A 25667-nucleotide genomic window follows, 5' to 3' on the forward strand; every position below is an offset into this window, starting at 1 on the left:
TTGAATTTGTTTGTAACAAAACACAAGATTTTACTACCAATAAGTAAAACAAGGTTTAACTTAAAAAAGAAAAATTATGATTCAGTATAAAGGAGCATTAGTTTTAGGAGCATTAATTGGTGCAGCAGCAGGTGTTTTATTAGCACCTGATAAAGGCAGTGTTACCAGAGATCATCTTAAAAAAGAAGGCAAGGAGATAAAAGACAAACTTGTAGATGACTTTACAGAAGTAAAAGAAGATTTGTCTAAAGCTGCAAAATCTGGTAAAGACAAGTTTAAAGAAGACATGAAAGACTTTGCGTCCAAAGCCAGTTATAAAACAGAAGAAGCCATTACATTTTTAGAAAAGCAATTGGCTATCCTTAAAGAGAAGAATAAGACCTTACAACAAACGAGTTAAAAGTGTTTTCTTACTTTTTTATTCATTTTATCGAATTTAATTGATTTTTAGACTCTTGGATGTTTTTTTTGCTATAGATTGGTTTAACACTTACAGTAAAAGTTTGTAAGTATTTTTAACCAACTAAAAGCCTATGAAAATTTTTAAGAGATACACAGCAGGCACACTATTGTTAGTCTTCATAATGTCTTCATGTTCTAGAGACTTAGACAGTTTTAAAGAAGAAGCTACAACTATTAGAAACAATGTAGAGGTAGATAGTATTATTCCAGACTCAATTTTATTAAGCATCTTAGAGGAAGAAACTCTTTTTATAGAGCAAGCAATATCCCAACGTATCGTAGACACAACAGGTATGGATGTTGTAAAAACTAATCCCAAAAAGGTATATGCGCATTATATGCCATGGTTTCAGAGCAAGGATTATGATGGATATTGGGGAGCGCATTGGACAATGGCAAACAAAAATCCAGAAATTATTGATGCCAATGGTAAACGAGAGATTGCTTCGTATTATTATCCTGAGATAGGACCCTATTCATCATCTGATCCAGATCTACAAGAATATCATTTTTTAATGATGAAAATGTCTGGTATAGATGGTGTTATTTTTGATTGGTACGGAAGTAGAGATTACTATGATTACAACATAATGAAACAAGCCACAGAAACATTTATGTGGCAGTTAGAAGACTTAGGCTTAGATTTTTCTATTATGTACGAAGATAGAACAGCTGTGCAAGCTGTAGATCTTGGCTTTGCAGTAGATACCATAACTGCTGCACAAGAAGATTTTGAATATGTAAGAGATAACTACTTTACAAGTCCAAGATATATGCAATGGGAAGGTAAGCCATTATTGTTTGTGTTTGGGCCACATCATATTCAGTCTCCAGAAGATTGGGATCAGATTTTTACTGTTTTTCCAGAGCATAACAAACCAGAGTATGTAACACTTTGGGGAGCTAATGCTTGGGTAGGAGATAACGCAACAGGAGAATTTGCTTGGGTAGACGAAACGCATTTAACAGCTCATGGTCATTATTATTGGCACATGACACAACCTCAAAATATAGACAAATTAAGAGTTGGCAGTGTCTATCCTAGTTTTAATTCCTTTAGTTTACAAGGAGGTTGGGGATTAGATCATGATTGGCAAATTTATCCAGATGGTGGTGATACATTTGTAGAAACATTAAATTACACACATCATGAAACCTCAGATTTTATACAACTCGTAACTTGGAATGATTTTGGTGAAGGAACAATGATAGAGCCCACAGAAGAATTTGGGTTTTTATACCTTCAACTTTTACAAGGATATACAGGTGTTTCTTATACACCACAAGATTTAAAAACTGCTCAGGATCTTTATTTTTTAAGAAAGTCTGTTGCTCAAAATAATCAAGGTACAGCGTCTCGATCTGCAAATAACACACCCAACACTCAGCGATTTTTAGATAGAGTTTATTATTATATAAAACGAGGACAAATGAATAGAGCTCGCATTTTACTTAGAGCAGTAGAGCGATTTTACACTACAGATTAGTAATAACCTGTTTATATTATAGTGTTAATAAAATCAACATTGACCACGTGTTTGCCTTCAAACGGAAATATTTGTAATCGGTTTTCAAATAATTCTTCTGCACGTTGTTTTTCATACACAATACGCTCTGCATCTAAGTATTCATCTTCTGTGCCATAAATAAGTTTTACTTTGGTGTCTTCAGAAAGATACTCAAAGTCTTTAGCGGTCAATTCCTTAGGAATGCCTCCAGAGTGTAATACCAATTGCGAACATTGTAATTGGCGTTTGGCTAAATAACGCATAGCAACACTCACGCCTTGTGAGTAGCCAAAAACGATTAGGTTTATATTCTTTGGAAAAGTTTCAGCTTCAAACACAGCATCAAAATAGTTAAGAATGTTTTGCATACCACTTTCGGTATTGTCTCTTGTTAGCCAATTAGCACCAACATGCATTTTGGGTTGCATGTAGTATTTACTTGGTGCTTGTGGAGCTATGATATAGTTTTCTTCAGCATTTAGATGTTTAAAATAACGTAAAAAATAACGACTTAGGTAACCCATACCATGGCACACAAACCACACATTTTTAGTGCGTTCTGTAAGTGTGTTTAAAGTAGAGTAGGAGTTGCTCGTTGTATATGTGATTTCTTTTTCTTCTGAATTCATTTTTCTTGGTAGTTTCAGTATTTTTGTGTTAAATGATTAAAGATCTCGTGGCTAATCTACGAGGTATTCAAAGGATACAATTTTAAACATTTCGACGTTAATATCGGAGTGTTTAAATCTCGATTATCGAGTAAAATTAAACTTTTTATATGCAATTATCTAAGGAAATGATCTTGGCAAAAGCCAACGAAGTTTCAAAAAATACGTTAATGGAAACGTTAGATATAGAAATGGTAGACTATGGCGAAGATTTTTTAGTAGCCAGGATGCCAGTAACACCTAAAGTGCATCAGCCAGATGGTGTGTTGCATGGTGGAGCTACAGCTGCTTTAGCTGAGAGTGTTGGTAGTTTTGCGTCGCACATTTTTACAGATTTAGAGCATTATTTTGTGAGAGGTTTAGAGATTACAGCTAACCATTTAAAAAGTGTAAAAGAAGGCTATGTGTACGCTAAAGCTACTTTTTTGCACAAGGGTCGTACCACACAATTGTTAGATATTAGGGTTACAGACGAGCAGGATAATTTAATATCGGTTTGCCGTTTATCTACAATTTCATTACCGCTTAAAAAGTAATAGATGACTCAAGATTCTTTTTTTGAAACTTTAGAACTTCAGTATAAAAATAATTTGCCTTTTGTGGTCTACAGCAGACCCATAAATTCGGTTATAAAATGTTGGTTGCAAGAAGATGATGCGTTGCACACAACTTCAGACTTTAATGAAAGTGGTTTTGTTTTTTCACCCTTTGATCTAAATAATAAGAGCATATTACTTCCCGAAACCCATTGCCAACATTTTACAATAGACGCTTTGGATATAGATTTGGATGATGAGTTTACGTCTTCTTCCATAGAAAATAATGGAGAAGAAGCTCATATACACCTTGTTGAAAAAGGTATAGATACCATTAAAAATGGTTTGCTAGAAAAGGTTGTGCTATCTAGAAAAGTTGAAAAAAGCCTTGTAGACTCTAATCCAATAACCATTTTTAAACGTTTGTTTAATACCTACAAAAATGCGATGGTGTATTGCTGGTATCATCCGAAGGTAGGCTTGTGGTTGGGCGCAACACCAGAGCTATTATTTAAAGTAGAAAGCAGAAGACTTACAACAATTTCTTTAGCAGGAACTCAATCTTATGCAGAAAATAGTGAGGTATCATGGACAACTAAAGAATATGAGGAACAACAGATAGTCACAGACTACATTACAAAACAAATAGAGCCACATGCAGATGTCATAAAAGTTTCTGAAGTAGAAACTGTAAGAGCAGGAAACCTGTTGCATTTAAAGACGTACATTCATAGTCAAATAAAACCAGAGAGTAGCCTATCATCTATTATAGAAGCTTTGCATCCTACACCAGCAGTTTGTGGATTTCCAAAGGAAGCATCAAAGCATTTCATTCTCAAAAATGAAAGTTATAACCGTGAGTATTATACTGGTTTTTTAGGTGAGTTAAATTTAAAAGTCTCAAAAACCAGAAATACAAATAGACGTAATGTAGAGAATAATGCTTATGCGGTTGTAAAAAAGCACTCTAACTTCTACGTTAATCTACGTTGCATGCAACTAAAGAATGGTAAAGCTTTAATATATGTAGGAGGAGGTATAACAAAGGATTCAATCTCTCAAAACGAATGGGAAGAAACAGTAAACAAAACCAAAACTATCGCTAACGTTTTAAGTTAAAACGAAGAGAATCCTTATCTTTGTTATTCGATGAAATACTCTAAAATTCCCTTATCCCAGACGGTTGTTACACTATGCAAAACGCATAATGTTAAGCATATAATTATTTCTCCAGGAAGCCGAAATGCACCATTAACCATAGGTTTTACGCACGATGAGTTCTTTAATTGCTACAGTATAGTAGATGAGCGTTGTGCTGGTTTTTTTGCTTTAGGAATAGCGCAACAAATACAAGAACCTGTAGCATTAGTGTGTACATCTGGTAGTGCATTGCTAAATTATTATCCTGCAATTTCAGAAGCCTATTACAGTAATATTCCATTATTGGTGTTGTCTGCTGACAGACCAAAACACCTCATAGATATAGGAGATGGGCAAACTATAAAGCAAAAGAACGTGTATGGAGAGCATGTATTGTACAGCGCAAACCTTAAGCTAGATATAAAAGATAAAGAGCTTAAAACTGCTGCTGATGATTTGCCTATTATGCGAAGTATAGAAAATAAGCTTGAACGTTTTTTAGGACTTCAAAAAGATATACAATCGCATAACGAATCTGAAATACATGATGCCATAACCATTGCAAGACTAAAGTCTGGACCTGTTCATATTAACATTCCTTTTGATGAACCGCTTTATGAAACAGTAGATGAATTAAGTATAAATCCAAAGCCTTTTAGTATTTCTGATAGAACAGAGAAGATAGATGAATTTGAAATAAAAAGTCTATTAGATGTATGGCACTCAGCAAAGCGAAAAATGATATTGGTTGGTGTTTTGCAACCAAACTCAATAGAAGAGCAATGGATACAAGAATTAGCAGATGATGATAGTATTTTGGTTTTTACAGAAACAACATCCAATCTACATCACCCAGATTTTTTTCCAGGAATAGACAAAATGATTGCTCCGTTAGAAGAGGAAGAATTGCAGTTATTGCAACCAGACATTCTTTTAACCTTTGGAGGATTAGTGGTTTCAAAAAAGATAAAAGCTTTCTTAAGACAATATAAGCCAGAAGATCATTGGCATGTTGACTTATTTAAAGCAAACGACACATTCTTCAATTTAGATAAACATATAAAGCTAACACCAAATACATTCTTAAAAACCTTTTTACCTCAAGTAACACATCATACAAAAAGCGATTACAAGACCAACTGGTTAAAGGTGAGACAGAAACGCAGAAAACTTCACGATGATTATATAAAGACTATTCCATTTTCAGATTTTACGGTTTTCAACGTGTTATTAAAAAGCATACCAAAACAAAGTAACCTGCAGGTTGGTAATAGCTCTGCAATACGATATACACAGTTGTTTCAGCTTAGAAAAGATATTGCTGTATTCTGTAACAGAGGTACAAGTGGTATAGATGGTAGCACAAGTACAGCAATTGGTGCAGCAGTAGCCAATAAATTGCGTACTACATTTGTAACGGGTGACTTAAGTTTTTTCTACGATAGCAATGCACTTTGGAATAACTATATTCCAAGGAATTTCAGAATCATTGTAATTAATAACCAAGGAGGTGGTATTTTTAGAATATTACCAGGCCATAAGAATACAGAAAACTTTGATACGTTTTTTGAAACTAAACATCAGTTAACAGCAAAGCAACTCTGCGAGATGTATGGTTTTGAATATGTTAAAGCAACTAATGAATCGTCTTTAGAAGAGGTGCTAGACAGGTTCTATAATGTCTCAAAAAAGCCAAAGTTATTAGAAGTGTTTACACCATCTACAACCAATGATAATGTGCTTTTAGATTATTTTAAGTTTATAAAGTAATTTTAGTGTTACTAATGTGATAAGATGTGACTTTTCAGCTTTTTAGGTGTCTAAAAAATACTTACCTTTAGTGAGACAATTTATTTAACCTAAAACAAATATTAAAATGAGTAAAAGAGACGAATTAATCGCAAAGTACGCAGCTGATTTAAAAGACAAGTGTGGTGTTAATCCAGATATGGATCTATTAACAAAAGTTACTGTAGGTTTAGGACCTTCAATCTACAATGCAGATTCTTCAACAGTTTCTGGTTCTGACGAGAGCGAGTTGGCAACTGTAAAAAACAATTACTTAATTAAGAAATTAGGATTAAGTGAAAGTGATGATTTAGATGGTGCTATTGCTTCAGTAATGGATAAGTACGGTCAGTCTAATAGAAATAAGTACAGAGCAGTTGTGTATTATTTACTATGTACTCATTTTGATAAAGCGTCGGTTTACTAGTAGACTTTAGTATATATAAAAACATTAAGACCTTTCTTTTTTTTTGAAAGGTCTTTTTTATTTCTAAAACTTTCTACTTTTCACATGCAACTTATTTCTACCTTTGCAGCATGATACATTTAGGAGAATACAACACATTAGAAATATTAAGAGATACTGAACCAGGATTGTTTTTAGGTGATGGTGAAGAAGGAGAAGTTTTGTTGCCAAACAGATACGTCCCAGAAGATTTTGAGATAGGCGAAAAACTAGAGGTTTTTGTTTACTTAGATAATGAAGAGAGACCAGTAGCTACAACAGATAAGCCTTTTATAAAAAAGGGAGACTTTGCGTTATTACGTTGTAATGAAGTTACAAAATTTGGTGCTTTTTTAGATTGGGGTTTGGTAAAAGAATTGTTTTGTCCGTTTAAGGAGCAGGCCTTTAAAATGAAATCAGGTGGCTGGTATTTAGTGTATTGTTATCTAGACGAAGACACAGAACGCCTTGTAGCATCAAGCAAAACCAATCGATTTTTAGATAATAAAGAGCTTACTGTTCAACAGTTTGATGAGGTGGATTTAATTGTGTCGCATCCTTCCGAAATAGGAATGAATGTTATTGTAAATAAAAAGCATCTAGGACTAGTCTTTAAAGATGATATTTACAAAGATATTAGTGTAGGAGATAGGCTAAAAGGCGTGGTTAAAAAAGTACGACACGACAATAAGTTAGATATCTCTCTAAATCAAATAGGTTATAGAAACATAGAGCCAAATGCAGAGTTTATTCTCAACGAATTAAAAGATAATAGCGGCTTTTTACCATTGCACGATAAGTCTAGTCCAGAAGACATAAAAGAGCATTTACAAATGAGTAAAAAAGCGTTTAAAAAAGCTGTAGGTTCTCTTTATAAGGATCGATTAATAACCATTGAAGAAAACGGAATAAGATTAGTTTAATCTAACTAATCTTATTTATTTTCAATGCGTTGTTGAATTGTATTTAAGCTTTCGTATAAGTTATCAAAGCAAATGTCATTCCACTGGCAAAAACTGCTTTCAATTTCAGCATTCATACGTGTAGCATCAGTATAACTAACAATGCCATAAGCTGCTAAATTTGGTAATTTTTGCCTTGCATTTTTTAAATCTAATAAGGAGATAGAATAAGAATTAATTCTGTTGGCAATAATTCCAAATGGTTTAGAGGTGCCATAATAATTTTTAATAGAATTAATTGTTGGGCTTACAGCTTTTAAATCTATGTGAGTTCCTTCGTTAAACTCAATAACAGCGATGTCTCTAAAAAAATGCGTAACTCCAAACTCTGTTGAAGTTTTACCTATGATTTTTGACGCTAAAGGTGTGTGTTCAATTCCCATGTACTTCAGGTTTTAATAATAGCTAAAACTTTAAGAATCATGACTTAAAGCTATAATTAGACACGCACTTTTTTAATAAGTCACATCAAGAAATTAAATCCAATAGAATTGCAGAGAGAATTCACTGTAGAGTACTACAAAAAAAGCCTTTTTTAAAGATTAGAAAGAGTGTCTTCTACCCAGTCAATAGCGTCTTCAATATTTCTGAAAGCTCTTCTGTTGAACTTAAAAAAGCGTTCTTCTATTTCAAAAATACGCTCCGTCATAGAGCTATGTGCTACTGTAGCACAAGCCTTAGCATTAGGAAACATCTTATTGAATTTTTCAGCGTCCGAAAGATCTATAGAGTAAGAGTTTATTCTATTAGAAATATACCCAAAAGGTCTAGTTCCGTATTGAGACTTTATAATATCAGCAATTTCACCAAAATTATCAAAGTTAACGTCTATACCCTCGTTAAAAACCACAACTATATATTGGTTGTTATAACGGAGTTCGCCCAACTTTAATTTCTTCTTTATGAAATTTGTATTATTAATCTTAGGGGATGTAATCATAATAATAAAAATCAACGGCAAATATAGTGCTGAGGCTTAAATAACCAAACACATATTTAGTAGCTATGTATTATTATTAATTCCTTATTTTTGCTATCAAAATATTGAAAAAAATGAGTTCTATAGATTGGAAAGTTGCCAAATCTTATGAAGATATAACATATCATAAATGTAATGGCGTTGCTAGAATAGCGTTTAACCGTCCGGATGTAAGAAATGCCTTTCGTCCTAAAACCACATCAGAGCTATATGATGCTTTCTATGATGCTAATGAAGATGTAAATATTGGTGTTGTTTTATTAAGTGCAGAAGGACCATCATCCAAAGATGGAATATGGAGTTTTTGCTCTGGTGGAGATCAAAAAGCACGAGGACATCAAGGTTACGTAGGAGATGATGGTTACCACAGATTAAATATTTTAGAAGTTCAACGTCTTATTCGTTTTATGCCAAAAGCTGTAATTGCAGTAGTGCCAGGTTGGGCTGTAGGTGGTGGACATAGTTTGCATGTGGTTTGCGACTTAACATTGGCGAGTAAAGAGCATGCCATTTTTAAGCAAACTGATGCAGACGTTACCAGTTTTGATGGAGGCTATGGATCTGCTTATTTAGCAAAAATGGTAGGGCAGAAAAAAGCCAGAGAAATTTTCTTTTTAGGAAGAAATTATTCTGCTCAAGAGGCCTATGAAATGGGAATGGTAAATGCCGTTATACCTCACGACGAATTAGAATCAACAGCTTATGAGTGGGCACAAGAGATTTTAGCAAAGTCACCAACATCTATAAAAATGCTAAAATTTGCAATGAATCTAACAGACGATGGTATGGTTGGTCAGCAAGTATTTGCAGGTGAAGCTACACGATTAGCGTATATGACAGACGAAGCTAAAGAAGGACGTGATGCCTTTTTAGAAAAAAGAAAGCCAAATTTTCCAAAAAAGTGGATTCCTTAAAATTAATGGCTTAATGAAAAAAATTAAACCATGGCTTTCTGCCATGCGGCTTAGAACTTTACCGCTTTCTGTTTCTGGTATTATTTTAGGAACTTGTTTTGCTACATACAATGGTCGTTTTAATTGGTGGGTATTGGTATTGGCTATTTTAACCACTGTAAGCCTTCAGATATTATCTAATCTAGCAAATGATTATGGTGATGGAGTAAAAGGTACAGACAACGATGATAGAGTTGGTCCTAAAAGAGCGATACAAAGTGGAGCTATTACTCCAGAGGAAATGTTAGATGCTATAAAGTTTAATATTGTCATAGTTATAATACTTACGCTGTCATTAATTATGGCAGCTTTTGGGCCAGCTAATTTTTTGTTCTTACTTCTATTTGTGTTTTTAGGAGGTCTTTCTGTTTATGCAGCTCTAAATTACACTATGGGAGATTCACCGTATGGCTATAGAGCTTTGGGTGATGTTTTTGTATTTATATTTTTTGGTTTAATCAGTACAATAGGTAGTTATTTACTTTATGTACACACTATCGATCATGTTGTTGTGTTACCTGCAATAGCTCTTGGGTTGCTAAGTGTAGGTGTTCTAAATCTTAACAATATGAGAGATTTAGAAGAAGATGCTAAAGTAGGTAAAATTACAATTGCTGTAAAATTAGGTATAAAACGAGCTAAGCAATACCACTATTTTCTAATTATAGGTGCAATGTTTGCTTCTATAATTTTTTCAATACTGTATTATGTAGAACCATACAACTTTCTTTATTTGGTTGCTTTTGTGCCATTATTAATTCATATTAAAAAAATTAAAGCAGCAAAAGAGCCTGATGATTTTGATGGTCAATTAAAAGTATTGGCTCTAACAGCATTTCTTTTTGCATTATTGTTAGGTGTTGGGTATGTATTATATTAATTTTAGGGAAATTATTTTTCAAAAATTAATATTGAAATGAAAATCACATTTTACGGTCATGCTACATTAGGCATACAGATTAAAGATATCCATATTTTAGTAGATCCTTTTATCACAGGAAACGAAAAAGCTTCAGAGATTGATATAGAGCAGATTAAAGCCGATTATATCTTACTAACTCACGCACACCAAGACCATACCTTAGATGTAGAAACTATTGCAAAGCGTACAGGAGCTGTTATTGTTTCTAATCATGAAATTGTAACACATTATCAAAATTTAGGATTTGAAGGTCACCCAATGAACCATGGAGGCTCGTGGGATTTTGAGTTTGGTAATGTAAGATATGTTAACGCTATTCATACATCATCTTTTCCTGATGGAAAATACGGTGGACAACCAGGTGGTTTCATTATAGAAGGTGAGCACAAAAATATTTACATAGCTGGTGATACTGCATTAACTATGGATATGAAGTTAATTCCATTACGTACAAAACTAGATTTGGCTATTTTACCAATTGGAGATAACTTTACTATGGGAGTTGAGGATGCTATCCTAGCAAGCGACTTTGTAGAGTGCGATAAAGTATTAGGTTATCACTTTGATACCTTTGGTTATATAGAAATAGACCACGATGAAGCCAAGCGCAAATTCTTTGAAAAGGATAAAGATTTAATGCTTTTAGGTATCGGTGAGAGTGTAGAGTTGTAAAAAATGACAAGGAAAGAATTCTTATTTGTTATTTGGAAAAAGGCATTTAGACCAATTCTTTTTTTAGGAGTCATATATTTTTCAATAGACTTCCTTTATAAGTTATCCATTGATGGTGGAGAGGCAATCAGTACGTTAATTATTGGTGTTTTTTTCCTTTTATTACTTTACTCAGTAGTTCAACTTCTAAATGTAGTTTTTGATTATTTTTCAGTACAATTAAAGTCAATTCTTCCTAAAAAAGTAAAGGTTTGGTTCAAGTTTATCTCTAAATTATTTAGATTCTTGCCACCTATATTATTGGGTATTGCTATTTATTATCTGTGGAATAAAGATAGGTTAGCAGCTTGTTTTATGGGTGCTTACTTTGTATATGAACTGTATAGGTTAACAAAAAATGGAAGAGAGAAAAAGGATGTTTTAGACATTGCTAATTAGAAAAGTTATTCTAAGATACTTCCAACTTATATCCAATACCATGCACATTGGTTAACTTAATATTTGGATCATCTTGTAGTTTTTTGCGAAGTTTAGAGATGTAAGTGTCTAAACTTCTTCCTACAACAACACCATTATCTTCCCAAATACGTTTTGTAAGTTCTTCTCTGGAAATAATTTCATTTGGCTTTTCAGAGAAGATTTCAAGGATTTCACATTCTTTTTTAGAAAGACTTATTTCCAAAGCTTGTTTTACGAGCTTATGTTGTTCTGGGTAAAAGATAAAGCCTCCTAATTTTATTCTATCATCGTTGTCTTCTTTAGGTTTTAAAAAGGTTCTTCGTTTTAAAATGAATAGAACTATCAAAATTAAAACGAGTAGTAATGCAACAGGAATCCAAAGCGATAAACCAGTCTTATTATTGTTTTGAAATTTCACCAATAATAAATAACAAGATTTAGATAAAACGCGACCACCACAAGGAACAATTTCATTATCCTTTTTGCGCTTCATTTGGTAGCTATAAGCAATTTGGTTATCGCTACACTGTACAACTTCTATAATGTAATTTGAAGGTAATTCAGCAGTTTTAAAGTTTCGGGTTATAGTCTCTGCTAAAAATCCAGGCTCAATAGACAATTCTTTTTGAAATTGAAGTTTATAAGTCCTTGTGTCAATTTCTTCAATCGGTAAAACCAAAGAAGTAGAATCATTTTGTGCCAAAAGTAGCTCATGACCAACAGCTCTAATAGCTACTTTTATTGCATCAGAATTAGTCTCTTGCATTTTAGAAGCACAAGAGCTTAGTACAATAGCAACTACTAATAATAGATTAAAGCGATAGTGTTTTTTCATAAGCTATGTAAAGAACAGCATTTTAAACACTTTTTACAAGGCTTCACATTTCTTTTACACTTTTTTGACACTTTCTGAGCGCTAACCATCTAGTTTTGGATAAAATCTTAGAAATGAAAAAATGTCTTATCATCTTATTATTAATATCTCTTCTTGGGTGTAAGAACTCAAAAAGTGATGCCTTATCTAATGATGTTCAAATTCAAAATAATAACACATCTCAGCAGTCGATAAGTCTGGTTTTAAAAGAGAATGCAGATCTAACGATTAACGAAAGAATAGAGCTATACAGAACTCTAAAACGTAAAGAAGCTGATGCCTACAATTTTGAAAACAAGGACGAAATTACAATGTATGGTTACGGATTGCTTTGGGATAATAAACCAGGTGAAGCTTTAGAGGTTTTTAAGTTGATTGTAGAGCAATTTCCTGATTGGTATAACGCTTACGATAGTTTGGGTGAAGCATATTTTAATCTGGGTGAAATGGATTTAGCCATTAAAAATTATGAAAAATCCTTAGCAATGAATCCAGATAACTTTAATGCTGAGGATATGATAGCTCGCATTAATTTTCCGAATAAAAAACCAATAACTCCTTCAGAAAAATTTGCAAAAATATTTCCTATTGAAGATTATAAAGCCGATTTAGATCAATTGGCTAATAAGTTATTAGAAGTTCATCCCAATGCATTAAAATTTATTTCTAAAGCCAATTTTTGGAAAACAGTAAACGAAAAGAAAGCTGCCATAAACGAAAACACAACCTATGCTGAGTTTTCTTGGTATTGTCGCGAGATTATTTCTAGTATCAACTGTTCGCATACATCTAACAATTTCTCGCAAGATTGGGATGCTATGCCAATACAATTGTTGTTTCCTTTAGATGTAAGATGGATTAACGAACGACTGTATGTCATTGATGCTTGTACCAATGCCAATAAGGTTTCTGTAAAAGATGAAATCACTAAAATTAACGGATTGCCAGTTGAGGATATTGTTTCAGAAATTTACAAGCATATTCCATCTCAAGGACATATAGAGACTTATAAACGTCATAAATTTAATTATTGGGCAACAGCCATGATTCCGTATGCGTTGAATTTTCCAAAACGCTTTTCAATTCAAATAAAAGGACAAAAAGTACCAGTTATCTTAAACACTTTAGATGCTTATCCAAGTTTTAAAGAACCTTTTACCAAACCTTGTCCAGATAACCTGTGTCTCGATTTTAAGGATAATAAAACTGCTATATTAACCATTTCGAGCTTTAATTATTACCCTTGGAACAACCTTAGCGAGTTTGAAAATTTTATTGATGATGGTTTTCAAAAAATAAACCAAAATAAGACTGAAAACCTCATTATAGACTTGCGTTTTAATGGTGGAGGCTCAGCAGAATCAAGTATTCACTTACTAAAATACTTAATCGATAAACCATTTGCATACTTCTTAAATATAGATGCAGAAACAGAAGAAATTATACATCAACCCTTTAAGAAAACTTACAAAGGAAGACTGTATTTTTTAATTGATGGCAATGGCAATTCCACAACAGGCCACTTTATGGCAATGGCAAAATACCACAATCTTGGTACTGTTATAGGCGAAGAATTAGGATCTAATCACTTTTGTACGGCTGGCCAAACAGTTTTAAGATTAAAGCATACAAAGTATCAATATTATGTAGCAAACACGACATCTCAAGTAGCTATTAAGGGACTAGATGATAGTAAAGGGATACTTCCAGATTATGAAGTAATACAACCTATAAACGATTACCTCAATAATCAAGATTCTGTTAAGGAATTTGCTTTAAAACGTATTCAAAATCAATAAAATAAATCAATTATGAAACGAACAATTATTCTATTAATCTTTATGGCAGTTTGCCTTTTTACTGGTTGTAAAAATGAAGCAAACATAAACAGTGAGAGTTTATTGGTGTCAAAAGAAGAAGTACCAGAAAAAAGTACAGCAAATTTAGAAGGAAAAATTGCAATTAATTTAGAGAAGAGTGTTGTAAAATGGAAAGGTTCTATGCTTTTTAGCTTTGGAAACCACTTTGGAACGGTAGATTTTAAAGCAGGTTCACTAGAGTTTGAAAACAATGAAATTAAAGACGGTAGTTTTGTTGTAGATATGACTACTATTGTTAATACAGATGGAGATTATAGTGAAGATTTGGTAAACCACTTAAAGAATGAAGACTTTTTTGATGTTGAAAAATTCCCAGAATCTAAATTAGAGTTTATAGGTTTTGAAAAAGTTAATGACAATAGACTTAAAATAGATGCAAACCTAACTGTTAAAGATGTTACAAAGCCTGTAACGCTGTACAATGTAGATTACTTTCCTGAGGAACGAAGACTTTCCACTAAATTTAAAATAGACAGAACAGAGTTTGGAATCAATTATAATTCAAAAGGTTTTGCAAAGGTTAAAGATTACGCTATTTCTGATGCTGTAGAACTTGAGGTCGAAGTGTATTTTGATAACTAATTTAGTTGAAAATGAGAAACTACCTAACAGCACTTCTCAAAACAACCTTATGCAATAACTTAGGGAAAAAGCGTTTCAGGTAAACACCTTTAGTTTCACCTTTGCCAATATAAGCTTCAAACTTTTCTTTTTTAATGGCTTTTAGCATGCGTTTGGCAAAAACATCGACATCTAAACCATTTTCGGTTGCAGAATCTTGCTCGTTTTGTATAGAGCCATTACCAGTTAAAGCATTGCGAGCAACGTTGGTATTTACAAAACCAGGACAGATCATGGTAACTTTTATGTTGTCTTTATCATGCTCTAACCGTAAGGCATCAAAAAAACCATGGAGGGCATGCTTTGCACCACAGTATGCGGAGCGGTAAGGTGAGCTAAACTTTCCCATTAAACTGGTAACAGTAACAAAATGACCAGATTTTCGAGCTATAAAATGTGGAAGTAAGGCTTTAGACAAAGCCACTGTGCCTAAATAATCAATATCCATGAGTTTTTTGTCCACTTCAATAGCCGTATCTATGATTAAAGAGCGTTGACTAATGCCACCATTGTTGATGAGAATATCAACGTTGCCAAATAATGAAATAGCTTTTTCTGCTGTAGTAGGCATGGATTTATAATCTGCCAAATCTAGAGGGAGGACTTTGATGTTTTCAGATTGTTGGCATTTCTTTTTAACATCGTTTAAAACCGTTTCTCTCCGAGAAGAAATTATAAGTTTGCAATTCTGTTTTGCCAACTGTATAGTTAAGGCTTCACCAATTCCGCTTGAAGCTCCTGTAATCCAGATTATTTTGTTTTCAAATGTCATTTCTGCTTGTTAGAATTCAGCCATTCTTGTCGTAAATCATCACTTAATTTTCCGGTACCATCATGTTTCCAGCCTGGAGGTTTAATTAAATATTGAAAACGATCTTTTAGAGATTTCTTTCCTGTAAAAGTGTCTTTCAGCATGTTCCACCACTCAATAAAGGCAATCTTTACTGGGTTGTACGTGTTAATATTATTTACAAGTCCATATTTTACTTTTTCATCTTCTAATTCTGGTTGAAATGTGCCAAAGAGTTTATCCCAAATGATGAGTATCCCAGCATGATTTCGGTCGAGATAAATTGGGTTACTACCATGATGTACACGATGGTGCGATGGTGTGTTAAATACCGCTTCAAACCAACGTGGCAGTTTGTTGATAGCTTCAGTATGAATCCAAAATTGATACAATAGGCTTATGGACATTTGTAATAAAATCATAGCAGGATGAAACCCTAAAAGTGGAAGCCATAACCAAAAAATAAAGGAATAAAAACCTCCAGACCAAGTTTGTCGTAATGCTGTACTTAGATTGTAGTGTTCCGAAGAATGATGCACCACATGAGATGCCCAAAATAAGCGGCACTCGTGCGAGATTCTATGAAACCAATAATAGGCCAAATCATCCGCAAAAAAGAGCAGAACAAAAGACCACCAAGCGACAGGAATTGTAAACAATCTAAAGTTTTCATAAACCCAAGAAAGTGCCAATAATACTAAGACTTTACTAGCAAAGCCCAGAAAAACATTGCCTAAACCCATAGCTATAGAAGCAAAGGCATCTTTGGTCTCGTATCCTTTGGTTTCCTTGTACTTTTCTCTTGTGGTTACATAGAGTTCTAGCAACATAGAAAAGACAAAGAAAGGAATGGCAAAATGAATAAGGTTTGGGAACTCAGGCATCGATATTTTTTTAAAACATTAACTTTAAAGACGTTCTTAACTCGTATTTTTATAGCTTCAATTTATGAATTAAAATTATGAAGTTAAAATTATCTCTTATTCTTTTGCTAATACCATTATGTAATGCCTTTTCTCAAATTGATGAATCTAAGACAGGTGCTTGGTACATGTATTTTTTTAGTCATCAGTTTAAAGATAGTCAATGGGGATTTCAAGGAGATTTTCAATATAGAGATTGGCAAGGATTAAGTGATATGGAGCAGTTGCTATTACGCTCTGGTATTACGTTTTCGCCTAAAAATGCAGGTGTAAAATTTACTTTAGGATACGGAAATGTAACTTCTGGTGTATATGGTGATAGTAACGATACATCTTCGGAAAGTAGAATTTATCAAGAAGCTTTAATACCACAAAAATTAGGCAACAGATTTTATCTTACTCACAGATTTAGATACGAACAACGTTTTGTAGAAGATCAGGATTTTAGAACACGTTATCGCTACAATTTGTTTCTTAATATACCGATTAATAGTAAAGAATTATCACCAAAAACAATTTACGCAGCTTTTTATAACGAGCTTTTTATAAATGGTCAACAAGACATAGGTGATGGGAGAGAAGTAGAACTTTTTGACAGAAACCGAACCTACTTAGGTTTTGGATATGTCTTAAATCCTAAGATTAAGTTTCAATTGGGTTGGATGAACCAAAAGACAGATTCTTGGGGAAAAGGACAATGGCAAATTAGCATGCATCATAATTTATAGTCTAAAAAGTAGATTCTAAAAAGCCCGAAAATTTTGGTAAAATGAAAGCAACGTATCATAAGTATACTCTCAATTTTAAGCGTCCTAGTGGTACATCGAGAGGTGTAATGACGACTAAAGAAACTTGGTTTATTATTCTAACATCTAATGGCAAAGAAGGAATAGGTGAGTGTGGCATATTAAGAGGTTTGAGCATAGGCGATAAACCAGATTATGAAGACAAACTAAAATGGACTTGCCATAATATTCATTTGGGTTTAGAGCGTTTATTAGCAGAACTGATAGAATATCCAAGTATTCAGTTTGGGTTAGAAATGGCTTTTAAATCTTTAGAGAGTGAGATTAAATTCAATCTTTTTCCTTCAAAATTTACAAAAGGACAAGATGCTATTCCGATTAATGGATTGGTTTGGATGGGAGATGAAGCATTTATGAAGACGCAAATAAAAGAGAAAATTGAAGCTGGTTTTGATTGTATTAAAATGAAAATTGGTGCTATAGATTTTAAAACCGAATTAGATATTTTAAAATCTATACGAAGAGAGTTTTCAGTTTCAGATATAGAATTGCGTGTTGACGCTAATGGAGCATTTTTACCGAGTGAAGCGTTAGAAAAATTAAAGCAATTATCAGAGTATCAATTACACTCTATTGAACAGCCAATTAAAGCAAAACAGCATGAAGAGATGGCAAGCTTATGCGACGTTACACCTCTGCCAATTGCGTTAGATGAAGAGCTGATTGGAGTATTTTCTGAAGAAGCTAAATTAAAAGTGCTCCAAACTATAAAGCCACAATACATTATTTTAAAGCCAAGTTTAGTTGGTGGTTTTAGCGGAAGCCAGCAATGGATTAACATTGCAGAAAGCTTCAATATAAAATGGTGGATAACTAGTGCATTAGAGAGTAATATAGGTCTAAATGCCATTGCGCAATGGACATACACTTTAAATAATACAATGCCACAAGGTTTGGGTACAGGAAGCTTATTTACTAATAATTTTACTTCTCCATTAACCGTAAAAAATGGTACTTTGCAAAACAACTTAAACACTGACTGGAATTTTAAATTATGAGATTAAATTATATACAACAAGCATACAAAGGATTGCACGATGGCTGGCGCTATATTGTGGGAATAATGATTGTAATATTTTTTGTGGTTGCTGGGCAAATACCATATACAGTTGCCGCGATTGTTGAGGCTCATAGACAAGGGCTAAACCTTTTTGAACTAAATGAAAGTGATTTGATGGGACTTTTAGAGTCTAATCTTAACTTGGCATTAATGTTATTATCGTTTGCTGTTGCTTTGGTAGGTATTTTTCTGGTTAATAAGTTTTTACACAAAATGACTATAACGCAACTAACCACATCGAGATCTAAAATAGATTGGAAACGTTTTTGGGTTATATTTTTTGCTTGGGGAATTATTTCTTCAGGATTAGTGTTGTTAGATTATTTTGCTTCACCAGAGCATTATGTGTTTAATTTTGATCTTAATAAGTTTTTAATTCTTAGTGTTATAGCCATTGCATTAGTGCCTTTGCAAACCAGTTGCGAAGAATATTTTTTCAGAGGTTATTTAATGCAAGGTATAGGTGTTGTTACAAAAAATAGATGGTTGCCATTAATTGTAACCTCTGTAATTTTTGGATTGCTTCATATTGCAAATCCTGAAGTAGATCAATTAGGCTACGGAATAATGGTGTATTATATAGGTACAGGATTATTTCTGGGTATAATGACCTTAATGGACGAAGGACTAGAGCTTGCATTAGGCTTTCATGCTGCAAACAATCTTTTTACAGCCTTATTAGTTACAGCAGATTGGACAGCTTTTCAGACGTATTCAATTTTAAAAGATACATCAGATCCTACCAGAGCTGGGTTTGGAGATGTTTTTATGCCAGTATTTGTTATGTTTCCGCTAATCTTATTTATTCTGTCTAAAGTTTATAAATGGAAAAATTGGAAAGAAAAATTATTTGGAAATATACAAGAACCACCAAAAGAAGACTATAAAATTATAGACGAATAGTATGATACCTGGTTACGATAAAGTTCACAATAGATTTAAATTAAATGGTTTACATTTTGACCATGAAGATCTAAAAGAAGTAGCTTACAGTCTTATAAAAGAAGGAGAGCCTCACGAAAAAATAACAGGAAACTTTTTAATAGACTGGCTTAATACTAAGGACTATATCGAAGTAAAAACTTCAGGATCTACAGGAAAGCCAAAATTGATAAGGTTGCAGAAGCAAGCTATGGTAAATTCTGCCATTGCCACAGGAGATTATTTTGGTTTACAACCTGGGGATACAGCTTTAGATTGTTTACCAAGTCACTACATTGCAGGCAAAATGATGTTGGTAAGAGCTATGGTTTTGGGTTTAGAAATAGACCTTGTAGAGCCAAGTGCGCATCCTATTTTTGATTACGAAAAGCACTACGATTTTAGTGCAATGGTTCCTCTTCAACTTAAGCATGTTTTAAAGTATACATATAATATAAAAACAATTATCGTTGGTGGATCTAAAGTTCCTCAACCTTTATTAGAACAAATTAAAACATGTGATTCAAGCTTTTTTGAAACCTATGGTATGACAGAGACTGTAACACATGTTGCAGTAAGAAAATTACTTTCCAAAACATCTAAAGGAGAGAAGTACTTTAATGCTATTCCTAATGTTAGTTTTACCCAAGACGAAAGACAATGTTTGGTTATAACTGCCTCTAATCTGGTAGAAAAGCCATTAATAACAAACGATATTGTTGATTTAAAATCCGAAACAAGCTTTCAGCTTTTTGGTCGCTATGACAATGTTATTAATTCTGGAGGTGTAAAACTATTTCCAGAACAGATTGAAGATAAATTACAGTCAGTTATAAACGAACGTTTTATTATAGCTGGAGAAGCTGATGAAACTCTGGGAGAGCGTCTTGTTGTAATCGTAGAAAACCCGAAAAATTCTGCTGAGAGTATAGCAAATAACATTAAGCAAGTAAAAGGCTTAACAAAGTTTGAAGTGCCAAAACAGGTCTATACTGTAGATAAATTTGTAGAAACGGTTAGTGGTAAAATACAACGCAGCAAAACCATAGCATTAGTTTTAGGTTAGGTCTATTTTTGCTTAGAAAAGACCCATAAAATAAAAAACCCAATGCAAAAGCATTGGGTTTTTCTATATATTAGAACTAAGGATTAGTTACCCTCAGATAAGTTTTTCATTTCTTTTTCAACCATTTCGTAGAACTGATCGATTTTAGGCATTACAACGATACGAGTACGTCTATTCTTTGCTTTGTTTTCAGCAGTATCATTTTCTACTAAAGGCACGTAGTGGCTACGACCAGCAGCAATTAATTGCTGAGGGTTTACCTCTAAGCTCTCTAATACACGTACAACAGAAGTAGCACGTTTTACACTTAAATCCCAGTTATCAACCAATGGTGGTTTGTTGTATGGTACATTATCTGTATGAGATTCTACCATAGCTTCAAAATCTGGTTTACTGTTGATGACTTTAGCAACTTTACCTAATATTTCTTTAGCTCTGTCTGTTACTGTATAACTTCCGCTTTTGAATAATAATTTATCAGCAATAGAGATAAAAACAACACCTTTTTCAACATTAATTTCAATGTCTGGATCATTAATACCAACTGCTTTTTTAAGACTTGTAACAACAGCAAGAGTTACACTATCCTTTTTAGTTAAAGCATCTTGTAATCTAGAAATTTTTAAGTCTTTTTCTTTTAAGCTTTCTAAAGACTTTTCAAGGTTTTCTGCACCTTTTTGAGTTAAGGTTGTTAAGTTTCCTTTAGTATCAATTAAGTCTTGGTTAGCTTTACGTAAATCCGCTAACTGGTCTTTCATTGTTTCTACTCTAGCATTTGCAGCAGCAGCATCAGATAAACATTTATTTAATTTTACAGTTGCACTGTTTAATAAATCTTGTGTTTCTTGATGTTTTGCCTCAAGTGCTGCATATTCTTTCTTCGATACGCAAGATGCAAGCAACACCATTGAGCAAACACTTAATAACATTAGTTTTTTCATAATTTTCATTATAGTTTAAATTGTTAATTTTAACATATCAAAATTATAGAAAAGAAAATAGGCTAGTACATAGATTAACAAAAACTTTAACAGTTTTATAAACAATTAAAAAGACCTATTCTTCTTTATAAAGTAAGACCAGACAATAGATGAAATTTTGTAATAGCTATGACGCTTAGGAAGTTGCCTGCGCTTATTTAAAACGCTTTTTAAATTTAAATAAAACGAAAAATGAGCTTTTAAAATGGCTAAAAAATGTAATGGTTTTAATTGAAATAGAAACCTCACACCAGCAATACCATCTAAAAGCATTCTGATTATAGCCTTAGAAAAAACATTGTTGTCTGCATTTTTTACTAGCGTTATAAGACTATTTCTAAAGTTTAAGTACGTCTTTTTTGGATTGGTGTTGCTTAGAGTTGCACCACCAACATGATACACTGTAGACGCACCAACATATTGCGTTTTATAATTGCTATTGAAGGCACGCCAACACAAATCTATTTCTTCCATGTGCGCAAAATAGCTTTCATCAAAACCTTTTAGAGATTTAAAAACCTCATTTTTTATAAAAAAGCAAGCGCCAGAAGCCCAGAAAATATCTGTTATATCATTGTATTGGCCTTGGTCTGTTTCTATGCTGTCAAAAATGCGACCTCTGCAAAAAGGGTATCCATATTTGTCTATAAAACCACCTGCAGCACCAGCATATTCAAATTTAGATTTGTCTTTATAATCTAGTATTTTGGGTTGAAGAATATCTGGCTCAGCTTCAGAATTAAAGGCTATTAAAATACCATCTAGCCAATTTCCTGTAACCTCAATATCGCTATTAAGTAGGCAGAGTAGAGGCTCAGCAACATATTGTAAGACTTCATTGTAGCCTTTGGCATATCCACCATTTTCAGAATTCTGAATAATACTAACCTCAGGAAACGAAGTTTTTAAAAAATCAACAGAATTATCTGTAGAAGCATTATCAGCAACATAAATTTTAGCGCCTTCAGAATATTTTAAAACCGAAGGTAAAAATTGCTCTAGTAGCGATTTTCCATTCCAGTTTAGAATTACAATTGCGATGTCTTTATTGCTGTACATTTATGCCTTTTTATAATTAGGAATATCTCTTAAAAACTGATAGCGTTCTGCTTCTGTATCCATTTGGCAATAATAATGATTTAAACCATTGGTAACCATTAGAAATTCTGCATTTAACGCTAAATTATAACGTGCAATTTGGTCAAAAGTATTTTGGTTTATGGTAATGTCGTACGATTTGCATTCAACAATAAGCAGAATACTACCATCTGGGTTAAAAATTACAATATCGTAGCGTTTTTTTAAGCCGTTAATGTTTAATTCCTTTTCAACATTAATCAAAGATTTTGGGTATTTCTTTTCATTGATAAGGTAATGTACACAATGCTGCCTTACCCATTCTTCAGGTTGAAGAATGATAAATTTTTTCCGAATGACATCAAAAATAGAAACTTTATTTTCTGTACTTTTGAATCGGTATTCAAACTGTGGAAAGTTGAGTTTTTGCACTTCACAAAATTAAAATTATAATATCATTCGAGCAAACGATTTAAGAGATTGGACGAAGTAAAAGCATTAGTAGAAGACTTAAAAAAGGGACAAATTAAACCCATCTATTTTTTAATGGGTGAGGAAGCTTATTATATTGATAAGATTTCAGATTTTATTGAAGATAATCTTTTAGATGAAGCAGAGAAAGGGTTTAACCAAATGGTGCTTTACGGAAGAGACGTTACCATAGACGATATTGTGAGTAATGCCAAACGCTATCCTATGATGGCAGAGCGTCAAGTGGTTATTGTTAAAGAAGCGCAAGACCTTAGTCGTACTATAGAAAAACTGGCATCGTATGCCGAAAATCCACAGCCAACAACGGTTCTGGTTGTTAATTATAAGTATAAAAAAATTGATAAGCGCAAAGCGTTATACAAGGCCATAAACAAAAATGGTAGTGTAGTTTTTGAAAGTAAAAAACTCTATGATAATCAAGTGCCAGATTGGATAAGACGTGTGCTAAAAGGACATGGTTATGATATTTCGCCTAAAGCAGCCCAAATGTTGGTTGAGTTTTTAGGAACCGATCTAAGTAAGGTAAATAATGAGCTCGATAAGCTAAAAATTGTTTTACCAAAAGGCACTCAGATTACACCAGAACATATTGAAGAAAATATTGGTATAAGTAAAGACTTCAATAATTTTGAGCTTCGTAAAGCTGTTGGTGAGCGTAATATTGTAAAAGCACACCAAATTGCTAAGTATTTTGCTGATAACCCTAAGGATAATCCTATGGTGGTGACTGTAGCTTTACTGTTTAATTTCTTTTCTCAGTTGTTGCATCTTCATGGTATGACTGATAAGAATCCACGAAGTGTAGCTTCTGCCTTAAGAGTTAATCCTTACTTTGTAAATGAGTACCTTACAGCTGCTCGCAACTACCCAATGAAGAAAGTAAGCGCTGTTGTAGCTTTGCTTAGAGAATTTGATGTAAAAAGCAAAGGAGTAGGAGCAAACGCAGTGCCTCAAGGAGACTTGCTAAGAGAGTTATTGGTAAGGATAATGGGTTAATTATTCAATCAACAAGCGTTTTCTTATAGTATTTTTTCCATTGGTATCTTCAATGGTTATGAGGTATATTCCAGAAGTTAAATCTGAAACATCAATATGTTTTTTGCTTGATGCTTTTACCAACTGACCTGTTATATTATAGATTTTAGTTTGAAGATTATCTTCGCTCAATGTAATTTGGGTTTTAGCTGGATTAGGATAAAATGAAATCGATGTCAATTCAGTTTCATTCACAGAAAGGGTAGAGGTATTGAAGCTATACAAAGCTGGTTGAAGAGCACCATTTTCTTCTGCTGTTATGTAATATTCTTCAGCATTTATTGGACATATACCTTCAATTTGAAACGAATAATTTTCTGGTACAGCAATAGAGGTTTTTGTAACTGTTCCGTTAGAGAATAATCCAGAATTAAATCCAGTTAATTCAATCAAAAATGCACCATTACCATCAAATCCTGTGATAATAATTTCGTTACTTAATATGTTGAATGTAGCTCCAGATACCAAACCACCTGCTGTAATACTATCAACCATAGAAATGCTATGTGAACCAGGCGTTTTTGGTAATTCGTAAATATTGGTATTGCCATCTAGCCAATTTCTGGTAAATACATAAAGGCTGTTATTATAATGTATTAAACTCTCTGCATCAAAGTTGGTAGCAAACGGACTCGTTGTAAAATCTGTTTGGTCAGCATAGCTAAAATTGATGACATCTGCGGTAACAGAAGTGTTATTCAAATAATCTGAAATTGCGATTCTATAAACCTTTAAATCGGTTCTATCTCCTTCATAATTACCAAAATCTCCAATATATATGTAAGTATCATCTTGTGTAAGATCTTCCCAATCTACATTAGTAGCGTTAGTAATGGTTACAGTTCGTGTTACATTTCCAGTAGAAAGATCTATATCAAAAAGTTGGTTGGTATTTGCACTGTCGTTGTGTGTAATCAGTGTATTGTTAATATACAATAATCCTGAAGTTTCATTAACAGTTGTATCTAAACCTGTTTCTAATATGAATTGTTGTGCGCTGATAGAAATAAAGGACAACAAGCAAAATATGGTAAAATTGAGAATTGACTTCATAACTGAAAATTAAGACTTAAACTATAGTTCTCTGTAATAATGCAATAATTCTTCGTCTGAGGTTGGTAATACTCCTGTGCCTTTTAGTTTTAATCCTAACCGTTCTATTAACTTTCTTGAGGCTAAATTTTCTTCCAAAGTGTATGCGCTAAGTTTAGTGAGACCATAGTTGTTTTTCAGTAGTTCTATAAGCGCAGATGTTGCTTCAAACGCATAGCCTTTTCCTTCGTTAGATGGCAAAAACGCAAAACCAATATCTGGTATTTCTATGCCTTCTCTGTGGTAAACACCGCATGTACCAAGTTTTATGTTATCAGATTTTCTAATAACTACAAAATTGCCATAACCATGAGTTGCTATTTGTGGTAATGCTTTTTCTTTAATGTATGCCTCTGCATCTTCTTCAGACTTTATATTTCTGTCACCAATAAATTGAATCCATTTTGGCGAATTCATTAATTCTAAAATGAATGGAGCATCATCTGTTGTTATTGGTCTAATGTAAAGACGTTGGGTATTGAAAGAATCTTTCACAGTTCAATTAATATGAATACATTATTATTCTATTGGCTCGGAAAACCTTATTTTTACTTCC

At 33.2% G+C, this 25667-nt stretch carries 29 protein-coding genes; 18 read left to right on the forward strand and 11 right to left on the reverse strand.

Features of this window, described 5'->3' with window-relative positions; translation table 11 throughout:
- The first annotated feature begins 76 nt into the window (after positions 1–76).
- Complete coding sequence (locus P7122_RS06085) at positions 77–400, forward strand: YtxH domain-containing protein (RefSeq protein ID WP_278004890.1); 324 nt, start codon at positions 77–79, stop codon at positions 398–400.
- Between the two features lie 133 nt (positions 401–533).
- Entirely contained in the window at positions 534–1949 is a 1416-nt protein-coding gene (locus tag P7122_RS06090) for a glycoside hydrolase family 99 protein (RefSeq protein WP_278004891.1), read from the forward strand.
- 11 nt (positions 1950–1960) lie between these two features.
- Here P7122_RS06090 and P7122_RS06095 read toward each other — a convergent pair whose 3' ends face one another.
- The gene (locus P7122_RS06095) at positions 1961–2599 is read right to left on the reverse strand and encodes an alpha/beta hydrolase (protein WP_278004892.1); all 639 of its coding nucleotides are present in this window, start codon (positions 2597–2599) and stop codon (positions 1961–1963) included.
- Between the two features lie 149 nt (positions 2600–2748).
- On the opposite strand from P7122_RS06095, the gene P7122_RS06100 reads away from it, so the two are divergent.
- The 5 genes from P7122_RS06100 to P7122_RS06120 all read left to right on the forward strand — a co-directional run bounded on the left by P7122_RS06100 (position 2749) and on the right by P7122_RS06120 (position 7470).
- Entirely contained in the window at positions 2749–3174 is a 426-nt protein-coding gene (locus P7122_RS06100) for a PaaI family thioesterase (protein WP_278004893.1), read from the forward strand.
- 3 nt (positions 3175–3177) lie between these two features.
- Entirely contained in the window at positions 3178–4293 is a 1116-nt protein-coding gene (locus P7122_RS06105; RefSeq protein WP_278004894.1) for a chorismate-binding protein, read from the forward strand.
- Between the two features lie 30 nt (positions 4294–4323).
- Positions 4324–6084, forward strand: coding sequence for a 2-succinyl-5-enolpyruvyl-6-hydroxy-3-cyclohexene-1-carboxylic-acid synthase (gene menD, locus P7122_RS06110; RefSeq protein WP_278004895.1), 1761 nt, complete (start codon positions 4324–4326; stop codon positions 6082–6084).
- Between the two features lie 106 nt (positions 6085–6190).
- A complete protein-coding gene (locus P7122_RS06115; RefSeq protein WP_278004896.1) occupies positions 6191–6529 on the forward strand; it encodes a DUF2853 family protein in 339 nt (112 codons plus the stop codon).
- Positions 6530–6639: 110 nt separating this feature from the next.
- Positions 6640–7470 (forward strand): CvfB family protein, encoded by an 831-nt coding sequence (locus P7122_RS06120; protein WP_278004897.1) that lies wholly within the window; start codon positions 6640–6642, stop codon positions 7468–7470.
- Positions 7471–7481: 11 nt separating this feature from the next.
- Here P7122_RS06120 and P7122_RS06125 read toward each other — a convergent pair whose 3' ends face one another.
- Both P7122_RS06125 and P7122_RS06130 read right to left on the reverse strand, forming a co-directional pair.
- On the reverse strand, positions 7482–7892 hold the full coding sequence (locus tag P7122_RS06125; RefSeq protein ID WP_278004898.1) for a hypothetical protein: 411 nt from the start codon (positions 7890–7892) through the stop codon (positions 7482–7484).
- Between the two features lie 152 nt (positions 7893–8044).
- Positions 8045–8449, reverse strand: a complete 405-nt coding sequence (locus P7122_RS06130) for a hypothetical protein (RefSeq protein ID WP_278004899.1) — start codon at positions 8447–8449, stop codon at positions 8045–8047.
- A 113-nt stretch (positions 8450–8562) separates the two neighbouring features.
- Between P7122_RS06130 and P7122_RS06135 the strand changes: the two genes are divergently transcribed.
- The 4 genes from P7122_RS06135 to P7122_RS06150 are packed head-to-tail and all read left to right on the forward strand — an operon-like array spanning position 8563 to position 11473.
- A complete protein-coding gene (locus P7122_RS06135) occupies positions 8563–9402 on the forward strand; it encodes a 1,4-dihydroxy-2-naphthoyl-CoA synthase (RefSeq protein ID WP_278004900.1) in 840 nt (279 codons plus the stop codon).
- Positions 9403–9415: 13 nt separating this feature from the next.
- Complete coding sequence (menA, locus tag P7122_RS06140) at positions 9416–10321, forward strand: 1,4-dihydroxy-2-naphthoate octaprenyltransferase (protein ID WP_278004901.1); 906 nt, start codon at positions 9416–9418, stop codon at positions 10319–10321.
- Between the two features lie 36 nt (positions 10322–10357).
- Entirely contained in the window at positions 10358–11035 is a 678-nt protein-coding gene (locus P7122_RS06145) for a metal-dependent hydrolase (RefSeq protein WP_278004902.1), read from the forward strand.
- A 3-nt stretch (positions 11036–11038) separates the two neighbouring features.
- Complete coding sequence (locus tag P7122_RS06150; protein WP_278004903.1) at positions 11039–11473, forward strand: hypothetical protein; 435 nt, start codon at positions 11039–11041, stop codon at positions 11471–11473.
- A 10-nt stretch (positions 11474–11483) separates the two neighbouring features.
- Here the strand turns inward: P7122_RS06150 and P7122_RS06155 are convergent, their stop codons facing one another.
- A complete protein-coding gene (locus tag P7122_RS06155) occupies positions 11484–12329 on the reverse strand; it encodes a winged helix-turn-helix domain-containing protein (RefSeq protein ID WP_278004904.1) in 846 nt (281 codons plus the stop codon).
- Between the two features lie 113 nt (positions 12330–12442).
- Between P7122_RS06155 and P7122_RS06160 the strand changes: the two genes are divergently transcribed.
- Together P7122_RS06160 and P7122_RS06165 are read left to right on the forward strand one after the other, a co-directional pair.
- Complete coding sequence (locus tag P7122_RS06160) at positions 12443–14167, forward strand: S41 family peptidase (RefSeq protein ID WP_278004905.1); 1725 nt, start codon at positions 12443–12445, stop codon at positions 14165–14167.
- A gap of 12 nt (positions 14168–14179) precedes the next feature.
- Positions 14180–14830 (forward strand): YceI family protein, encoded by a 651-nt coding sequence (locus P7122_RS06165; RefSeq protein WP_278004906.1) that lies wholly within the window; start codon positions 14180–14182, stop codon positions 14828–14830.
- A 19-nt stretch (positions 14831–14849) separates the two neighbouring features.
- Here the strand turns inward: P7122_RS06165 and P7122_RS06170 are convergent, their stop codons facing one another.
- Positions 14850–15641, reverse strand: a complete 792-nt coding sequence (locus P7122_RS06170) for an SDR family oxidoreductase (RefSeq protein ID WP_278004907.1) — start codon at positions 15639–15641, stop codon at positions 14850–14852.
- Positions 15638–16543, reverse strand: coding sequence for a sterol desaturase family protein (locus tag P7122_RS06175; RefSeq protein WP_278004908.1), 906 nt, complete (start codon positions 16541–16543; stop codon positions 15638–15640). Before P7122_RS06175 ends, P7122_RS06170 begins: the two co-directional genes overlap by 4 nt.
- A gap of 77 nt (positions 16544–16620) precedes the next feature.
- Between P7122_RS06175 and P7122_RS06180 the strand changes: the two genes are divergently transcribed.
- Genes P7122_RS06180 through P7122_RS06195 form a run of 4 tightly spaced genes read left to right on the forward strand, consistent with a single transcriptional unit; the run spans position 16621 to position 20435 of the window.
- Positions 16621–17310 (forward strand): DUF2490 domain-containing protein, encoded by a 690-nt coding sequence (locus P7122_RS06180; protein WP_278004909.1) that lies wholly within the window; start codon positions 16621–16623, stop codon positions 17308–17310.
- Positions 17311–17351: 41 nt separating this feature from the next.
- Positions 17352–18386 carry an o-succinylbenzoate synthase gene (locus P7122_RS06185; protein ID WP_278004910.1) on the forward strand — a complete coding sequence of 345 codons (1035 nt, stop codon included), beginning with the start codon at positions 17352–17354 and terminating at the stop codon, positions 18384–18386.
- The gene (locus tag P7122_RS06190; protein ID WP_278004911.1) at positions 18383–19351 is read left to right on the forward strand and encodes a CPBP family intramembrane glutamic endopeptidase; all 969 of its coding nucleotides are present in this window, start codon (positions 18383–18385) and stop codon (positions 19349–19351) included. Before P7122_RS06185 ends, P7122_RS06190 begins: the two co-directional genes overlap by 4 nt.
- Before the next feature lies 1 nt (position 19352).
- The gene (locus P7122_RS06195) at positions 19353–20435 is read left to right on the forward strand and encodes an AMP-binding protein (RefSeq protein ID WP_278004912.1); all 1083 of its coding nucleotides are present in this window, start codon (positions 19353–19355) and stop codon (positions 20433–20435) included.
- Between the two features lie 83 nt (positions 20436–20518).
- Here the strand turns inward: P7122_RS06195 and P7122_RS06200 are convergent, their stop codons facing one another.
- The 3 genes from P7122_RS06200 to P7122_RS06210 all read right to left on the reverse strand — a co-directional run bounded on the left by P7122_RS06200 (position 20519) and on the right by P7122_RS06210 (position 22924).
- Positions 20519–21376, reverse strand: a complete 858-nt coding sequence (locus P7122_RS06200; protein ID WP_278004913.1) for an OmpA/MotB family protein — start codon at positions 21374–21376, stop codon at positions 20519–20521.
- 105 nt (positions 21377–21481) lie between these two features.
- Entirely contained in the window at positions 21482–22474 is a 993-nt protein-coding gene (locus P7122_RS06205) for a glycosyltransferase family 2 protein (RefSeq protein ID WP_278004914.1), read from the reverse strand.
- Positions 22475–22924 carry a type I restriction enzyme HsdR N-terminal domain-containing protein gene (locus tag P7122_RS06210; RefSeq protein WP_278004915.1) on the reverse strand — a complete coding sequence of 150 codons (450 nt, stop codon included), beginning with the start codon at positions 22922–22924 and terminating at the stop codon, positions 22475–22477.
- 48 nt (positions 22925–22972) lie between these two features.
- Between P7122_RS06210 and holA the strand changes: the two genes are divergently transcribed.
- Positions 22973–23980 (forward strand): DNA polymerase III subunit delta, encoded by a 1008-nt coding sequence (holA, locus tag P7122_RS06215; RefSeq protein ID WP_278004916.1) that lies wholly within the window; start codon positions 22973–22975, stop codon positions 23978–23980.
- On the opposite strand, the gene P7122_RS06220 is transcribed toward holA, so the two are convergent.
- Entirely contained in the window at positions 23981–25072 is a 1092-nt protein-coding gene (locus P7122_RS06220) for a T9SS type A sorting domain-containing protein (protein WP_278004917.1), read from the reverse strand.
- Between the two features lie 21 nt (positions 25073–25093).
- Positions 25094–25606 carry a GNAT family N-acetyltransferase gene (locus tag P7122_RS06225; RefSeq protein WP_278004918.1) on the reverse strand — a complete coding sequence of 171 codons (513 nt, stop codon included), beginning with the start codon at positions 25604–25606 and terminating at the stop codon, positions 25094–25096.
- Positions 25607–25667: the final 61 nt, after the last annotated feature.

The sequence above is a fragment of the Winogradskyella marincola genome, assembly GCF_029624125.1.
Classification (GTDB): domain Bacteria; phylum Bacteroidota; class Bacteroidia; order Flavobacteriales; family Flavobacteriaceae; genus Winogradskyella; species Winogradskyella marincola.

Coding starts and splice junctions, on each gene's coding strand:
- P7122_RS06115 (WP_278004896.1), top strand. CDS start 6,191: ATGAGTAAAAGAGACGAATTAATCGCAAAGTACGCAGCTGATTTAAAA.
- P7122_RS06185 (WP_278004910.1), top strand. CDS start 17,352: ATGAAAGCAACGTATCATAAGTATACTCTCAATTTTAAGCGTCCTAGT.
- P7122_RS06095 (WP_278004892.1), bottom strand. CDS start 2,599: ATGAATTCAGAAGAAAAAGAAATCACATATACAACGAGCAACTCCTAC.
- P7122_RS06135 (WP_278004900.1), top strand. CDS start 8,563: ATGAGTTCTATAGATTGGAAAGTTGCCAAATCTTATGAAGATATAACA.
- P7122_RS06205 (WP_278004914.1), bottom strand. CDS start 22,474: ATGTACAGCAATAAAGACATCGCAATTGTAATTCTAAACTGGAATGGA.
- P7122_RS06200 (WP_278004913.1), bottom strand. CDS start 21,376: ATGAAAAAACTAATGTTATTAAGTGTTTGCTCAATGGTGTTGCTTGCA.
- P7122_RS06145 (WP_278004902.1), top strand. CDS start 10,358: ATGAAAATCACATTTTACGGTCATGCTACATTAGGCATACAGATTAAA.
- P7122_RS06175 (WP_278004908.1), bottom strand. CDS start 16,543: ATGCCTGAGTTCCCAAACCTTATTCATTTTGCCATTCCTTTCTTTGTC.
- P7122_RS06155 (WP_278004904.1), bottom strand. CDS start 12,329: ATGAAAAAACACTATCGCTTTAATCTATTATTAGTAGTTGCTATTGTA.
- P7122_RS06085 (WP_278004890.1), top strand. CDS start 77: ATGATTCAGTATAAAGGAGCATTAGTTTTAGGAGCATTAATTGGTGCA.
- P7122_RS06160 (WP_278004905.1), top strand. CDS start 12,443: ATGAAAAAATGTCTTATCATCTTATTATTAATATCTCTTCTTGGGTGT.
- P7122_RS06130 (WP_278004899.1), bottom strand. CDS start 8,449: ATGATTACATCCCCTAAGATTAATAATACAAATTTCATAAAGAAGAAA.
- P7122_RS06190 (WP_278004911.1), top strand. CDS start 18,383: ATGAGATTAAATTATATACAACAAGCATACAAAGGATTGCACGATGGC.
- P7122_RS06220 (WP_278004917.1), bottom strand. CDS start 25,072: ATGAAGTCAATTCTCAATTTTACCATATTTTGCTTGTTGTCCTTTATT.
- menA (WP_278004901.1), top strand. CDS start 9,416: ATGAAAAAAATTAAACCATGGCTTTCTGCCATGCGGCTTAGAACTTTA.
- P7122_RS06165 (WP_278004906.1), top strand. CDS start 14,180: ATGAAACGAACAATTATTCTATTAATCTTTATGGCAGTTTGCCTTTTT.
- P7122_RS06100 (WP_278004893.1), top strand. CDS start 2,749: ATGCAATTATCTAAGGAAATGATCTTGGCAAAAGCCAACGAAGTTTCA.
- P7122_RS06120 (WP_278004897.1), top strand. CDS start 6,640: ATGATACATTTAGGAGAATACAACACATTAGAAATATTAAGAGATACT.
- P7122_RS06125 (WP_278004898.1), bottom strand. CDS start 7,892: ATGGGAATTGAACACACACCTTTAGCGTCAAAAATCATAGGTAAAACT.
- P7122_RS06180 (WP_278004909.1), top strand. CDS start 16,621: ATGAAGTTAAAATTATCTCTTATTCTTTTGCTAATACCATTATGTAAT.
- P7122_RS06195 (WP_278004912.1), top strand. CDS start 19,353: ATGATACCTGGTTACGATAAAGTTCACAATAGATTTAAATTAAATGGT.
- P7122_RS06150 (WP_278004903.1), top strand. CDS start 11,039: ATGACAAGGAAAGAATTCTTATTTGTTATTTGGAAAAAGGCATTTAGA.
- P7122_RS06170 (WP_278004907.1), bottom strand. CDS start 15,641: ATGACATTTGAAAACAAAATAATCTGGATTACAGGAGCTTCAAGCGGA.
- P7122_RS06105 (WP_278004894.1), top strand. CDS start 3,178: ATGACTCAAGATTCTTTTTTTGAAACTTTAGAACTTCAGTATAAAAAT.
- P7122_RS06090 (WP_278004891.1), top strand. CDS start 534: ATGAAAATTTTTAAGAGATACACAGCAGGCACACTATTGTTAGTCTTC.
- menD (WP_278004895.1), top strand. CDS start 4,324: ATGAAATACTCTAAAATTCCCTTATCCCAGACGGTTGTTACACTATGC.